We start from the raw sequence: 13,388 nt of genomic DNA on the forward strand, positions 1-13,388 counted from the left end.
ACACATGAAGACGAGTAAGGGAGATACCGGCATGGGCGAGAACCGCCGTGTCAAGGTGGCCATCGTTGGGGTCGGCAACTGTGCGGCATCGCTGGTCCAGGGTGTTCACTACTACCGCAACGCCGACCCGAACTCGCGCGTGCCTGGCCTGATGCACGTGCAGTTCGGCGACTACCACGTCCGGGACATCGAGTTCGTCGCCGCATTCGACGTCGATGCCAAGAAGGTCGGTCAGGATCTCGCCGAGGCGATCCTGGCCAGCGAGAACAACACGATCAAGATCTGCGACGTGCCGCCCCTCGGTGTTCCGGTGCTGCGTGGCCACACGCTGGACGGGCTCGGCCGCTTCTACCAGGAGACCATCGAGGAGTCGGACGAGCCGCCTGCCGACGTGGTCGCCGCGCTGCGGGAGTCCGGCGCGGATGTGCTGGTCGCCTACCTGCCGGTGGGTTCCACGGAGGCCGCGCGTTTCTACGCACAGGCCGCGCTCGATGCCGGCGTCGCCTTCGTCAACGCCATCCCGGTGTTCATCGCCTCCGACCCGGAGTGGGCAGCCAAGTTCGAGCAGGCCGGCGTGCCGATCGTCGGTGACGACATCAAGTCGCAGGTTGGCGCCACGATCACGCACCGGGTGCTCGCCAAGCTCTTCGAGGACCGTGGTGTCCAGCTCGACCGCACCATGCAGCTCAACGTCGGCGGCAACATGGACTTCAAGAACATGAAGGAGCTGGAGCGGCTCGAGTCGAAGAAGATCTCCAAGACGCAGGCCGTCACCTCGCAGATCGACCGGGACCTCGGCAAGGCCAACGTGCACGTCGGCCCGTCCGACTACGTGCAGTGGCTGGAAGACCGCAAGTGGGCCTACGTCCGGCTCGAGGGCCGCGCCTTCGGTGACGTTCCGCTGAACCTGGAGTACAAGCTCGAGGTGTGGGACTCGCCGAACTCCGCCGGCATCATCATCGATGCGGTGCGTGCCGCGAAGATCGCCAAGGACCGCGGCATCGGCGGCCCGCTGCTGTCGGCGTCCTCCTACTTCATGAAGTCGCCGCCGGAGCAGTACGACGACTCCACTGCCCGCGACGCGGTGGAGAAGTTCATCAGTGGCGAGGCCGAACGCTGAGCCCGGCAGGTCGCTAGTGCCAGGGAGCGGACGCACCGAGTGTGCCTCCGCTCCCTTGCTGTCACGGCAGCTTCGCGGGTAGCTCGCTGATCTGGCTGAGCACCACCGGGACCTGCGCGAGCACGGCGGGGTCCGGTGGGAAGTGCGGGTTCGGCACGGCGTAGACGGTCATCCCGGCGGCCAGCGCCGCGCGCAGTCCGTTGGTCGAGTCCTCCACAGCCGCGCAGGCCATGGCCGGGACCCCGAGCCGGGCCGCCGCTTCCAGGTACACGTCCGGTGCCGGCTTGCCAGCGCCGACGTGCTCGCTCGACACCGCCGCGCCGACGAGGCCGGTGAGGTCGGTGGCGCTGAGGAAGGCGTCGATCAGCACGGGCGGCGACGAGCTCGCGATGGCAACGGGGTACCGCTGCGCCACCGCGCGCACGGCCGGCTCGGCGCCCGGCAGCACGGGCGGACCGTCCGCGTAGCGCCGGGCCATCTCGCCGACCACCACGTCGGCGGCCTCTTCCGGGGTGAGCCGCGTGCTCAGCTCCTCGACGAGGTAGCGCGCCCACTCCGGCGTGCTCATCCCCTGCAACGCCCTGGTCGCCTCGGCGGTCCACGTCCCGCCGTGCTCGGCGACGACCGAGCGCCGCACCTCGTCCCACAGCTGCTCGGAGTCGACGAGCACCCCGTCGAGATCGAATACCACGGCGTCCATGCCCGCAGCCTACGTGTGCCGCGGATTACTTCGACACCCTAAGCATTTTTGTTAGCCTGGCTAAGTGATGTCAGGAGTCGCCGAGCTCGCCCATGAACTGCGCCCGTTGGTGTTCCGCCTCTACTACCTGGTGCGGCGGCACGGCCCACGGCACACGCTGACCCTCACCCAGGGTTCGGTGCTCGCCGAGCTCGTCGCCGGCGGTCCGCGCCGGATGAGCGTGCTGGCCGACCTCGAGGGCGTCCGCCTCCCTTCACTGACCGACGTCGTCACCCGGCTCGAACGCGACGGGCTCGTCATCCGCGTACCCGATCCGGCCGACCGTCGCGCCGTGCTGGTGAGCGTGACCGCGCAGGGCCGCCGGTTCTACGACGAGCTGGTCGCCGCACGTGAGGAGTTCCTGCGCGAGCGGCTCAGTGTGCTGCCGCCCGAGGACCGGGGGGCCATCGAACTCGCGATCCCGGCGTTGCGGCGTCTGCTGGTACCCAGCAGCACCAAGGAGACCAAGGAGGAGGTACCGGCCGATGAACGCTGACCACCATTCCAGCCTGCTCGCCGCCGTCAAGGGACAGCCGAAGCAGGTCTGGATCACCGCGTTCGCCGCCGTCATCGCCTTCATGGGCATCGGCCTTGTCGACCCGATCCTGCTGTCCATCGCCGAGGGGCTGCACGCGACGCCGTCGCAGGTGACGTTGTTGTTCTCGTCCTATCTCGCCGTCCAGGTCGTCGCGATGCTCGTCACCAGCGCGGCGAGCGCCCGGTTCGGTGCCAAACGGACCGTGGTGGCCGGGCTCTCCCTCATCGTGGTGGCCACTGCGCTATGTGCCATGGCTGGTTCCATCGAGCAGCTCGTCGCGTTGCGGGCCGTGTGGGGGCTCGGCAACGCCTTCTTCATCGCGACCGCGTTGTCGGTCATCGTCGGGGCCGCCGCAGGTGGGCAGGCCGGTGCCATCCTGCTCTACGAGGCGGCGCTCGGCCTCGGTCTTTCGGTCGGCCCGCTGCTGGGCGCACTACTCGGCAGCTTCTCGTGGCGCGGCCCGTTCCTCGGCACGTCGGTGCTGATGGCCTGCGCGCTCGTGCTGTGCGCGCTGTTCCTCACCAGCGACTCCCGTGCCGACCGGCCACGCACCGGGATCCTGGACCCGTTGCGGGCGCTCGGCCACAGCGGCCTGCTGCGCACCTCGATCGGTTCGGCGTTCTACACGGCGGCGTTCTTCGCCGTGCTGGCGTGGTCGCCGTTCGTTCTGCAGTGGAGCGCTGTCGCAATCGGACTGATCTTCTGCGGCTGGGGCCTGTGTGTCGCCGTCGCCGGTGTCGCGCTGGCGCCGCGGCTCGCGGCCCGGCTGGGTGAGCGCAGGGCCACGGTGGTCGCCGTGCTCGGCTACGCGGCCCTGCTGCTGGTGATGCTGGTCCCGAGCAAACCGCTGCTCGTGGTCGCGATCATCCTCAGTGGACTGGTGTCCGGGCTGCTGAACACCCTGTTCACCGGCACGGCCATGTCGGTCAGTGACGCGCCGCGTCCGGTCGCCAGTGCCGGCTACAACTTCTGCCGCTGGCTGGGTGGTGCCGCCGCCGCGACCCTCGTGAGCCAGCTGGCGGAGTGGCTGGGCTTCGCGCAGGGCCCGTTCCTGATCGCCGCGGTGCTGTGTGTGCTCGCGGGTGGACTGCTCGCCGTCGGCAGCCGTACTTCCGATTCCCGCACGATGCCGGCCGGGGCCGCGTTGATCGGCGAAGAGGTGTGACCATTCGCCGTCCGTTTACCTGCTGGACGTAATTGGCTCGCTTTGGACACATACGGTCACTTTCGTTCCCCTGACTGAGTGAACTGGAGGCCGTGTGTCTGTCGAGCCCGGGCGTTATCTCCCATTGCTGACCTCTCACCGCTCCGGCCGGTCCGCCGTGACGTGCGAGTACCGGTGCGGAAACGCATGTGCGCACCCGGCACCCAACACATCCGACAACGAGTACTTCGGCGACGTCGTCAGAAACATGCTTTCCCGCCGTGGTGCCCTGCGCGCGGGTGCCGTGATGACCGCGGCCGCCGCCGGTTTCGCCGCCCTGTCCGGTACCGCGGCCGCGGCCGGTACGGTGCCGCCCGCGCTGGCAGGCAAGCCGGGTAAGCCGGGTCGCCCGGTGCCGGGCACCGACTTCGACGCGGTTGCCCCGAACACCGCCGACGCCGTCGTGACCCCGGAGGGCTACGAGCAGGACGTGGTCATCCGCTGGGGCGACGCGGTGCTGCCCGGTGCGCCGAAGTTCGACTTCAACAACCAGACCGCCGCCGCGCAGGCGAAGCAGTTCGGTTACAACAACGACTTCGTCGGGCTCATCCCGCAGGACGGTGCAGGCAGGCGCAACCTGCTCGTGGTCAACCACGAGTACACCACCGAGAGCGAGATGTTCCCCGCGGGCACCTACGACGCGAACAACCCGACCGAGGAGCAGGTGAAGATCGGCTGGGCCGCGCACGGGCTGACCGTGGTGCAGGCGGTCCGGAAGTCCAGGGGCGGCCTCGAGGTCGTGCCGAGCCGGTACAGCCGCCGCATCACCGTGCAGAGCGAATTCGAGGTCCGCGGTCCCGTCGCAGGCTCGAAGTACCTGAAGACCTCGGCCGACTCGAGCGGTCGCAAGGTGTTCGGCACCCTGAACAACTGCGCAGGCGGCGTCACGCCCTGGGGCACGGTGCTCTCCGGTGAGGAGAACTTCAACCAGTACTTCGCAAACGCCGGTGCGGTCACCGACCCGGTCGCGTCGGCGCGGCTGAAGCGGTACGGCATCACCAGCGGTGGGACGAGCCGTAAGTGGGAGCGCTTCGACAAGCGCTTCGACGTCACGCAGGAGCCCAACGAGGTGAACCGGTTCGGCTGGGTCGTCGAGATCGACCCGAACGACCCGGACGCCAAGCCCATCAAGCACACCGCGCTCGGCCGCTTCAAGCACGAGGCCGCCACCATCAAGATCACCAAGGACGGCCGGGTCGCCGTGTACTCCGGTGACGACGAGCGGTTCGACTACATCTACAAGTTCGTCTCCAAGGGCAAGTACAAGAAGGGCACCAGCGCCTTCGCCCGCAGGCACAACTCGAGCCTGCTCGACGACGGCACGCTCTACGTCGCCAAGTTCGTCGGCGACAGCCCGGTCAGCGAGATCGACGGCAGCGGCAAGCTCCCCGCCGACGGCGAGTTCGACGGTTACGGCACCTGGATCCCGCTCGCCAGGGGCAACAAGTCCTTTGTGGAGGGTTTCACCGCCGAGGAGGTCTACGTCTTCACGCGGCTCGCAGCCGACAAGGTGGGCGCGACCAAGATGGACCGTCCCGAGGACATCGAGCCCAACCCGGTCAACGGCCGCATCTACGCCGCGCTGACCAACAACAGCGACCGCGGTGCCGCGGGCAAGGGCGCTGCCGACGAGGCCAACCCGCGCAACGGCAACCGCAACGGTCACATCCTCGAGTGGGAGGAGCACCGCGGCGACGCGGCGTCGACCACCTTCGCCTGGCGGCTGCTGCTGGTCTGCGGTGACCCCGCAACCGCGGACACCTACTTCGGTGGCTTCCCGAAGGACCAGGTCAGCCCGATCTCCTGCCCGGACAACGTGGCGTTCGACCCGTACGGCAACCTGTGGATCTCCACCGACGGCAACGCACTCGGCTCCAACGACGGCCTGTTCTCCGTGCCGGTCGAGGGCCCGAACCGTGGCCAGGTCAAGCAGTTCCTGACCGTGCCGATCGCCGCGGAGACCTGCGGCCCGGTGGTGACCGACGACCTCGTGCTGGTCGCCGTGCAGCACCCCGGTGAGGGCTCCAGTGCCGCTGACCCGCTGTCGCACTGGCCCGACGGCGGTTCGGCCAACCCGCGGCCCTCGATCGTCGCGGTGTGGAAGAAGGGCAAGTTCGGCACCGGCAAGATCGGCGTCCGGTAGCTGAATGGCCGGCTCAGCCATGCCGTCTACGGTAGGCGGCATGGCTGACCAACCGCTCGCACTCGTCACCGGCGCCTCGCGTGGAATCGGCGCCGCGGTGGCGCAGGCTCTCGCTCCGACGCACCAACTGCTGCTCGGTGGACGCGACGAGGCTGCGCTCACCGAGCTCGCTAGTCGGCTGCCGGGGGCACGGCCCTGGGCAGTCGATCTCACCGATGCTTCGGCTGTCGCGCGTGCGGTTGCGGAGATCGACTCACTCGACGTCCTGGTGCACTCGGCCGGTGTGGCCCGGCTCGGCACCGTCGAGGAATCGCCGGCCGAGGTGTGGCGCCGGCACTTCGAGGTCAACGTGGTGGCGGTGGCCGAGCTGACCCGGCTGCTGCTGCCCGCGCTGCGTGCCGCGCGCGGTCAGGTCGTGTTGATCAACTCCGGCCAGGGACTGTCCGTGCGTGCGGGATGGGGTGCCTATGCGGCGAGCAAGTTCGGCCTGCGCGCCTTCGCGGACGCGCTGCGGGCCGAGGAGGAGGCCGCCGGGCTCCGCGTGACCTCGGTGTTCCCCGGCCGGACCGACACAGAAATGCAGCAGGCCGTTGTCGCCAGCGAGGGCGGCGACTACGCCCCGGAGAAGTACCTGCGCCCCGAGTCGGTCGCGGCCGCTGTGGTCGCCGCCGTGACCGCCGGCCCCGATGCCCACCTGACCGAGGTCACCATCCGCCCACGCCCACAGGTCTCACTGCCGTAGGCGGGTGGCGGCGGCTGCCACCTTCGCCTGCACTTCGGCACGGTCCACACGCACCGGCTCCCCGCCGGCCACCACCTGCTCGCCGGCCACCCACACCTCGCGCACGCGGCGCGAGCCCGCCGCCCACACCAGGTTCGCCAGCAACTGGTCGTCGGGAACGTCGAGGCCCGTTGCGAACGCCGGGTCGTCGACGTCGACGTGCACCACATCGGCCCACCGCCCGCTCTCGAGCGAGCCGATGTCGCTGCGCCCCAGTGCTTCGGCGCCGCCGCGGGTGGCCAGCAGCAGCGCATCGGCAGCCGTCACCGCAGTAGAGTCCTGAGTGGACAGACGGGCCAGCAACGCCGAGAGCTGGACCTCCTCCCACAGGTCAAGGTCGTCGTTGCTCGCCGGACCATCCGTGCCAAGCCCGACCGGTACCCCGGCCGCGCGCAGGTCGGCCAGCCGCGCGATACCCGATGCCAGCTTGGCGTTCGACCCCGGACAGTGGGCCACACCGGCACCCCGCGCGGCGAGCAGCGCAATGTCCTCATCGGACAGATGCACGGCGTGCGCGGCGATGAGCCTGCCGTCGAGCAGTCCCACCTGGTCCAGCAGCCGTGGCACCGAACCGAACTCGGCCCGCTGCAGCTCGTCCTCATCGGCGGCTTCACCTACGTGGATCTGCACGAGTGCGCCGCGGGCGGACGCGGATTTGGCGACGGCGCGTAGTGCGTCGACCGGCAGCATGTAAGCCGAATGCGCGGCGTAGGAGAGCTCGATGCGCTCGCCGCGGCCGAAGCGCAGGCCATCGGTGTCGATCCACCGCTCGGTTGCCGTGAGCATGGCGCGCCAGTCCAGCCCCGGCAGGTCGATGATGGGACCGCCGAGCACGACGCGGGCGCCGGTGGTGAGCACGGCGTCGGCCAGCTGCTCGGCGTGGAAGTACATCTCGGCGCTGGTCGTGACGCCCCGGCACAGCATCTCCACGGAACCCAGCAGCATCCCGGTCCGTACGTCCTCGGGCCGCAGCTTCGCCTCCGCAGGCCAGATGACCTCGCGGAGCCACCGCAGCAGCGGCAGGTCGCTGCCCATGCCGCGGAGCAACACCATCGGGCTGTGCGCATGCGTGTTCACCAGCCCCGGCAGGAGGATGCCCGGCAACTCGGTGACGTCGGCCTCCCCCGGCGCCGACGCGGCAGGTCCGCAGTAGCCGATGCGGCCGGCGTCATCGATGTCGACCACACCGTCCCGCACGACGGTGCAGGCGGGGTCGGCGGGCAGGACGATCGGAGCGCGCAGCCGGCGAGTCATGGCGCCGATTCTAGTGAGCTACTCGTCGTCGACGACGCCGTTGCGCCACGCCCACGCGGCGATCTCCACCCGGTTACGCGCGCCGATCTTGCCCTGCACGGAGGCCAGGTGCGTCTTGATGGTGGACACCGAGAGAAACAGCTCTGCGCCGATCTCGGTGTTGGTGAGCCCGCGCGCGGTCGCCTTGACGACATCGAGCTCGCGCGGGGTGAGCGGCTCCGCCGGCTGCTCGGCCACCACGCGGGACTTCGGCTGCGTGCCGAAATGCTTGAGCAGCCGCACCGTGATCTGCGGGGACACCAACGCGTCCCCTCGGGCGGCGGCGCGGATCGCCTCGATCAGCAACGCCGGCCCGGCGTCCTTGAGCAGGAAACCGGACGCGCCGCCCTGCAATGCCGCGTTCACGTACTCGTCCAGGTCGAACGTCGTCACGACCACGACCTTCAACGGGTCGGCGACGTCCGGACCGGCGAGCTGCTTGGTGACCTGCAGACCGTCCATACCCGGCATCCGGATGTCGAGCAGGCACACGTCCGGCCGCAGCTCACGGGCCCTGCGCACGGCCTCGATGCCGTCCGGGACGTCGGCGACCACCTCGATGTCATCCTGCGCGTCGAGGATCATGCGGAACCCGATCCGTACCATGTCCTGGTCGTCGGCGATCAGTACCCGGATCACTGTTCCCCTTCCCCGTCCACCGGCAGCCACACCTCGACAAGCCAGCCACCGTCGGGGCCTGGACCGGCCGAGAGCCGTCCACGCAGCAGGTCCACCCGCTCGCGCATACCGATCAGACCGTATCCACCCGATCCCGCCGGTGGTGACGCACCGGCCCCGTCGTCACTCACCCGGATGTGCAGCTCCCCGGTTGCGACGCCTGCCGACACGACTGCCCTGCTCGCACCCGTGGCGTGCTTGCCGACGTTGGTCAGCGACTCCTGCACGATCCGCAGCGCCGAGCGCGACACCTCCTGAGGCAGTCCCGGCGGCAGGTCCAGCTCGAGTTCTGTGGGTATTCCGTGGTTACCCGCCTCGACGAGGCGCTGCAGGTCGGCGACGAAATCGGTGGTGGCCTGCTCACTGAACTCGCTGCTGCCAGCGGGGGCGTCGCCGCGCATGCTCCGCACCAGCCTGCGCATCGCGGCCAGCGCCTCGGTACCTGCGTTCTCGATCTGCCCGAGCGCATCTGTGATGACGTGCGGGTCCTTCGCGCCGAGCAGCTTCGCCGCCTGTGCCTGTACCACGATCCCGGTCACGTGGTGGGCGACCACGTCGTGCAGCTCGCGGGCGAGCGCCATCCGCTCGGCGGTCTGCGCGTCGCTCACCGCCACCTCGACTGCCCGCGTTCGCTCGGAGTCACGGGCCCGGAGGTAGAGCCCGATCGCCACGGCGATCCCCAGCAGTAGCAGTGCCCCGACGCCGAGAAGGCGCACCGCGTCGACATCGTTGCGGGTGACGTTCACGACGGCGCCACCGGCGATGACCGCGCTGAGCAGGCCGATGCTGCCTGCTACCGGTCCCGGCCGCTCCTGCCGCACCAGTAGCACCACGACGGTCATCCCCGCGAGCACGTGTGTGAACGTGAACCCGCCGAGGTTGTAGTACGGCCCGCCGAGGCCGAGCCCGGTCATCGCGAGCGCGCCCACCGCCATCAGGCCGGCCAGTGCGAGCGCGGCGCGGAGGGGGTAGCGCGCTGCCAGAACGGCGGCCAGTGCGGCACCGGCCGAGGTACACAGCAGGAGCAATCCCGCGATGTTGGACGAGAACAACATCAACACGTAGGTGTCGAAGAAGAGTGCCAGCGTGAGTGCGCCCACCAGGGGCCACTGCCTGCGTACCAGTGACATCACCGCGGAAGGAGCCTTGCGCGGTACCGGTTTGCGTAGTTGCACTGCGACCACGACGGTCACGACCAGCAACACCAGGCCGACCACGGCTGCTTCCGTCAGGCTCGAGCTGCTGCCGATGATCGAGGCCCGGCCGAGCACAGCGAGCAGGGCGGCACTGACCAAGGCGAACGTCGACACGAACGCGATCGCGGCGTTGGCGGCACGTACGCAGAAGAACACCAGCTCGAGACCGGCCACGGTCTCGGCGAACGAGATGTGCGGCAGCAGCGCGGTGTAGGCACTGGCGTGGGCGGTGCGGATCACGACGGTACTGGCGACGATGGTGACGGCGCCGGTCCACATTGCCGCCACCGGCTGCGTCCGTGCCCACAGCGCACAGGCCGACAGCGCCAGGATTCCTGGCAGCAGGAAAAGGTCTGAACCCATGGGTCCGATGTGGTCGAAGCTGGCGAAGCCGATGATGACCAGGTCGCACAGCAGTGCGGCCAGCAGCACGATGCCGGGTAGGCCGAGCCGCTGCAGGAAGTCGGCGACCTTGCGCCGGGATTGTGGTGCGAACACAATGGCGACCGTAGAGGATTTCCGTCGCCGCGCACCTTGGCCGACAGGCCGGTGTCGCCTCGGCCGATCGGCTGAGGTCCGCGGGTCAGGACCTGACCTTCTGTCCGAAGTGGTGACCCGGGCCGACGCGGGACGCTTTCGTGCATGCCAACACAGACGACAGATCCGCGCGGTCCACTTGCGACAGCAACCCGCCCCGCGCTGTCCGGGCGCGGCCTCGTGAAACGCTACGGCACGCAGCACGCGTTGGCCGGTGTGGACATCGACATCCAGCCGGGCGAGGCGGTCGCCATCGTCGGCCCTTCCGGCTCGGGCAAGACCTCGTTGCTGCACGTGCTGGCCGGCATCCTGCCTGTTGATTCGGGTGCGGTGCTGCTCGGCGGCACCCGCATCGACCAGCTTGGCGAGACCAAGCGCAGCGAGCTGCGCCGTACCGAGTTCGGGTTCGTCTTTCAGTCGGGGTTCCTCGTCGCCGAGCTCACTGCGGAGGAGAATGCCGCGCTGCCCCTGCTCCTCGGCGGGCGGTCGCGGTCGGACGCGCTGTCCGCCGCGCGCGAGTGGCTGGGCAGGCTCGGGCTTTCCGGCAAGGAGAAGCGCAGGCCGGGTGAGCTCTCCGGGGGTGAGGCGCAGCGGGTGGCGATCGCGCGGGCGCTGGCGCACCGGCCGAGCGTGATCTTCGCCGATGAACCGACCGGCGCACTGGACTCCCGCACCGGACGGGCCACCATGGCCGCGTTGCTGGCCGCTGCCGGTGAGTCCGGTGCCGCGGTCGTGCTCGTGACCCACGACCGCGACCTCGCCGCTTCCGTTCCCCGGACGGTGACCATTCGTGACGGCCGGATCGACGCGGGGGCAACGGCATGAACAGCGTCCGCCTCGCGCTGCGGGTGCTGCGTGCCGACCGGCGCACCAGGGCCTCGGCGATCCTGACCGGTCTCGGCGTGGCCGTCGCGACCGGGCTGGTGTTGTTGCTCGTCGGCCTGCCGTTCGCCACCGAGGCACGGGGCGAGCGGTCGATGTGGCAGGTGCCGTCCTACGGGTCGGGGGAGGACGGCCCTGCCACGCTCGCGCTGACCACGACCGACGACTTCACCCGTGGCGACAAGATCACCCGCGTGGACGTTGCCGCGCTCAGCGATCCGGCGACGATCGAGCTGCCGCCGGGCATCGAGCGGCTGCCAGGCCCTGGTGAGGCGCTGCTCTCGCCCGCACTGGCCCGGCTCACGGACCGGCTGCCGGGGTCGCAGCTCGCCGACCGGTTCGGCGGTGATGTGATCGGGACCATCGGCACGGAGGCGCTGAAGTACCCGGACCAGCTGGTCGCCCTCGTCGGGCACGATCCGGCGACCATGCCGCCGGTCGCCTGGCAGCAGCACGGGTTCGGTGTCGGTGGGGCCGAGCAGGACCCACTGCTGCAGGCGCTCGCCGGTGTTGGCGTGGTCGTGCTGCTGGTACCGAGCCTGGTGCTGGTGGCGTCGTCGGCGCGGCTCACCGCCGCGCGCAGGGAGCGCAGACTGGCCGCGTTGCGGCTGGCCGGTGCCACTCCGCGGCAGGTGATCGCGATGGTGGCGGCGGAGACGACGATCGCCGCGGCCGGTGGTGCCCTGCTCGGTGCGGCGATCAGCCCGCTGCTGCTGCACCGGCTCGCCGCGATCATCCCGTGGGGCGGTGGCACCTGGCAGCCCTCCGATTTCCAGCTGCCTGCCGTACTGGCCGTGGTGCTCGTCCTTGCCATCCCGGCACTCGTGTTGCTCGCCGCCGTCCTCGGGCTGCGCAGGGTGATGTTGACGCCGCTGGGGGCCACCGGCGCACACGAGCGCAAGCCGCTGCACTGGTGGCGGCTGCTGCCTCTGCCACTGGCCGGACTGTTCTTCGGCTACGTCGTCTCGACATCATCGGACCTGTCGCCGGCACTTCTCGGGCTCGCGCTGATCGTCGGCTCCGCCGCGTTCGTGGGGCCGTGGGTCACCTCGGCGATCGGCGGCGTGTTCGTGCGGATCTGGCGCAGGCCGGCGACGCTGCTGGCCGGGCGGCGCCTGCGGGACGACCCGCGTGGCGCCTACCGGGCGTCCGCCGGTGTCGTGCTCGCGGTGTTCACCGGCTCGATGGCGTTGACGCTGCTGCCGACGTTCGAGTCGATGGCCGGTTCCAGCTCGCCGTTCCGTGACTCCGTGCTGTACGTGACGACCGATGCGGCCGGCGCCGGGCAGATCGTCGAGCGGACGAACACCGAGCTTGCTCGCTACGGGCAGCGGGAACGTGCTGTCGCGGTCGGTTCGGTCATGCTCATGAACGGGCCGGACTCCGGGCAGGAGGCGCTGGTGCTCGACTGCGTGACGGCGGGCACGCTCCTGCGGCTGGACATGTCGGACGCCTGCGCGGGAACACCCGGTATCTACAGCCAGTACCCGCTCGCCCTGCGTGGTGTCACGGTGACCACCGAATGGGGTGCGCCGGGGGTACCACTCGCAGCGAACATCCCGACGCAGCCCATCCGCGCGACGGACCCCGGCATGTCCAGTACGCCGATCATCGATCCGGCGGTCCTGCCTGCCGGGGTCACTCCCGAGCAGGTGACCGTCGCGGTGCCCACGGCGGCGAACAACGGCGAGGTCGTGCGCACGGCACTGGCAGGTGCGGCCGGGGGTCTGCAGATCGAGAGCAGGCAGGCGCTGCTCGCTGATCAGCAGATGCTGTTGTCGGACCTGCGACGCGTCACCGTGCTCGGCCTGATCGTGGCTGCGGTACTCAGCGGGTGCAGCGCGGCGATCGCGACCGCCGGATCGGTCATGGACCGGCGCCGTACGTTCGGTGCGCTGATCGCAGCCGGTACGCCGGTGCGCCTGCTCGCGCGGGCACTGCGTACCGAGGCCGCGATGCCCGCGCTGGTGGCCACGTTGGGTGCCGGGGCTGTCGGCGTGCTCGTCGGGATGGGCCTGTTCATCCTCGTCGAGGACGGAGCGGTTGTGCTGAGCCCGTGGATTCTGGCGCCGGTGGTGCTGGGTGCCGGGGTGGCCGTGCTGGCCGCGTCCGTCTGCCGCCCCGCACTGAACCGGGTGCGCGCGGAGTCCCTCGCCGAGGAGTAGCGACCCTCACGGCGCGCTGGGACGGGTGGTGGTCAGGCGGCGGGCACAGGTGTGCAGGGCATGCCGGAAGGTGTTCACCTGTGCCTGCTCGAGGTCGGTGAGCCCAAGGTGC

At 70.0% G+C, this 13,388-nt stretch carries 11 protein-coding genes; 7 read left to right on the top strand and 4 right to left on the bottom strand.

Annotated elements, in window-relative coordinates; translation table 11 throughout:
• Window positions 1-31: 31 nt before the first annotated feature.
• A complete protein-coding gene (locus ABZ863_RS20640; RefSeq protein ID WP_358537971.1) occupies window positions 32-1,120 on the top strand; it encodes an inositol-3-phosphate synthase in 1,089 nt (362 codons plus the stop codon).
• A 61-nt stretch (window positions 1,121-1,181) separates the two neighbouring features.
• On the opposite strand, the gene ABZ863_RS20645 is transcribed toward ABZ863_RS20640, so the two are convergent.
• On the bottom strand, window positions 1,182-1,820 hold the full coding sequence (locus ABZ863_RS20645; protein WP_358537973.1) for an HAD family phosphatase: 639 nt from the start codon (window positions 1,818-1,820) through the stop codon (window positions 1,182-1,184).
• Window positions 1,821-1,884: 64 nt separating this feature from the next.
• On the opposite strand from ABZ863_RS20645, the gene ABZ863_RS20650 reads away from it, so the two are divergent.
• From ABZ863_RS20650 to ABZ863_RS20665, 4 genes are all read left to right on the top strand, one after another.
• Window positions 1,885-2,355, top strand: a complete 471-nt coding sequence (locus tag ABZ863_RS20650; RefSeq protein WP_358537976.1) for a MarR family transcriptional regulator — start codon at window positions 1,885-1,887, stop codon at window positions 2,353-2,355.
• A complete protein-coding gene (locus ABZ863_RS20655) occupies window positions 2,345-3,562 on the top strand; it encodes an MFS transporter (RefSeq protein ID WP_358537978.1) in 1,218 nt (405 codons plus the stop codon). Before ABZ863_RS20650 ends, ABZ863_RS20655 begins: the two co-directional genes overlap by 11 nt.
• 94 nt (window positions 3,563-3,656) lie before the next feature.
• Window positions 3,657-5,744: a PhoX family phosphatase gene (locus ABZ863_RS20660; protein WP_358537979.1), complete on the top strand. Its 2,088-nt coding sequence runs from the start codon at window positions 3,657-3,659 to the stop codon at window positions 5,742-5,744.
• A gap of 40 nt (window positions 5,745-5,784) precedes the next feature.
• A complete protein-coding gene (locus ABZ863_RS20665; protein WP_358537980.1) occupies window positions 5,785-6,486 on the top strand; it encodes an SDR family oxidoreductase in 702 nt (233 codons plus the stop codon).
• Here ABZ863_RS20665 and ABZ863_RS20670 read toward each other — a convergent pair.
• From ABZ863_RS20670 to ABZ863_RS20680, 3 genes are read right to left on the bottom strand one after another with little or no spacing between them, the layout of a single operon-like run.
• Window positions 6,475-7,779 carry an amidohydrolase gene (locus tag ABZ863_RS20670; RefSeq protein WP_358537983.1) on the bottom strand — a complete coding sequence of 435 codons (1,305 nt, stop codon included), beginning with the start codon at window positions 7,777-7,779 and terminating at the stop codon, window positions 6,475-6,477. The genes ABZ863_RS20665 and ABZ863_RS20670 overlap by 12 nt on opposite strands.
• 18 nt (window positions 7,780-7,797) lie before the next feature.
• Window positions 7,798-8,457 (bottom strand): response regulator transcription factor, encoded by a 660-nt coding sequence (locus ABZ863_RS20675; RefSeq protein WP_358537984.1) that lies wholly within the window; start codon window positions 8,455-8,457, stop codon window positions 7,798-7,800.
• Window positions 8,454-10,190, bottom strand: coding sequence for a histidine kinase (locus tag ABZ863_RS20680; protein WP_358537986.1), 1,737 nt, complete (start codon window positions 10,188-10,190; stop codon window positions 8,454-8,456). The genes ABZ863_RS20675 and ABZ863_RS20680 overlap by 4 nt, the downstream gene beginning before the upstream one ends.
• A gap of 144 nt (window positions 10,191-10,334) precedes the next feature.
• Between ABZ863_RS20680 and ABZ863_RS20685 the strand changes: the two genes are divergently transcribed.
• Both ABZ863_RS20685 and ABZ863_RS20690 read left to right on the top strand, forming a co-directional pair.
• Window positions 10,335-11,054 (top strand): ABC transporter ATP-binding protein, encoded by a 720-nt coding sequence (locus tag ABZ863_RS20685; protein ID WP_358537988.1) that lies wholly within the window; start codon window positions 10,335-10,337, stop codon window positions 11,052-11,054.
• Window positions 11,051-13,276, top strand: coding sequence for an FtsX-like permease family protein (locus ABZ863_RS20690; protein ID WP_358537989.1), 2,226 nt, complete (start codon window positions 11,051-11,053; stop codon window positions 13,274-13,276). The genes ABZ863_RS20685 and ABZ863_RS20690 overlap by 4 nt, the downstream gene beginning before the upstream one ends.
• The last annotated feature ends 112 nt before the right edge of the window (window positions 13,277-13,388 follow it).

The organism is Saccharomonospora sp. NPDC046836 (assembly GCF_040645195.1).
Taxonomy (GTDB): Bacteria; Actinomycetota; Actinomycetes; order Mycobacteriales; family Pseudonocardiaceae; genus Prauserella_A.

Coding starts and splice junctions, on each gene's coding strand:
- ABZ863_RS20640 (WP_358537971.1), top strand. CDS start 32: ATGGGCGAGAACCGCCGTGTCAAGGTGGCCATCGTTGGGGTCGGCAAC.
- ABZ863_RS20645 (WP_358537973.1), bottom strand. CDS start 1,820: ATGGACGCCGTGGTATTCGATCTCGACGGGGTGCTCGTCGACTCCGAG.
- ABZ863_RS20655 (WP_358537978.1), top strand. CDS start 2,345: ATGAACGCTGACCACCATTCCAGCCTGCTCGCCGCCGTCAAGGGACAG.
- ABZ863_RS20665 (WP_358537980.1), top strand. CDS start 5,785: ATGGCTGACCAACCGCTCGCACTCGTCACCGGCGCCTCGCGTGGAATC.
- ABZ863_RS20670 (WP_358537983.1), bottom strand. CDS start 7,779: ATGACTCGCCGGCTGCGCGCTCCGATCGTCCTGCCCGCCGACCCCGCC.
- ABZ863_RS20685 (WP_358537988.1), top strand. CDS start 10,335: ATGCCAACACAGACGACAGATCCGCGCGGTCCACTTGCGACAGCAACC.
- ABZ863_RS20690 (WP_358537989.1), top strand. CDS start 11,051: ATGAACAGCGTCCGCCTCGCGCTGCGGGTGCTGCGTGCCGACCGGCGC.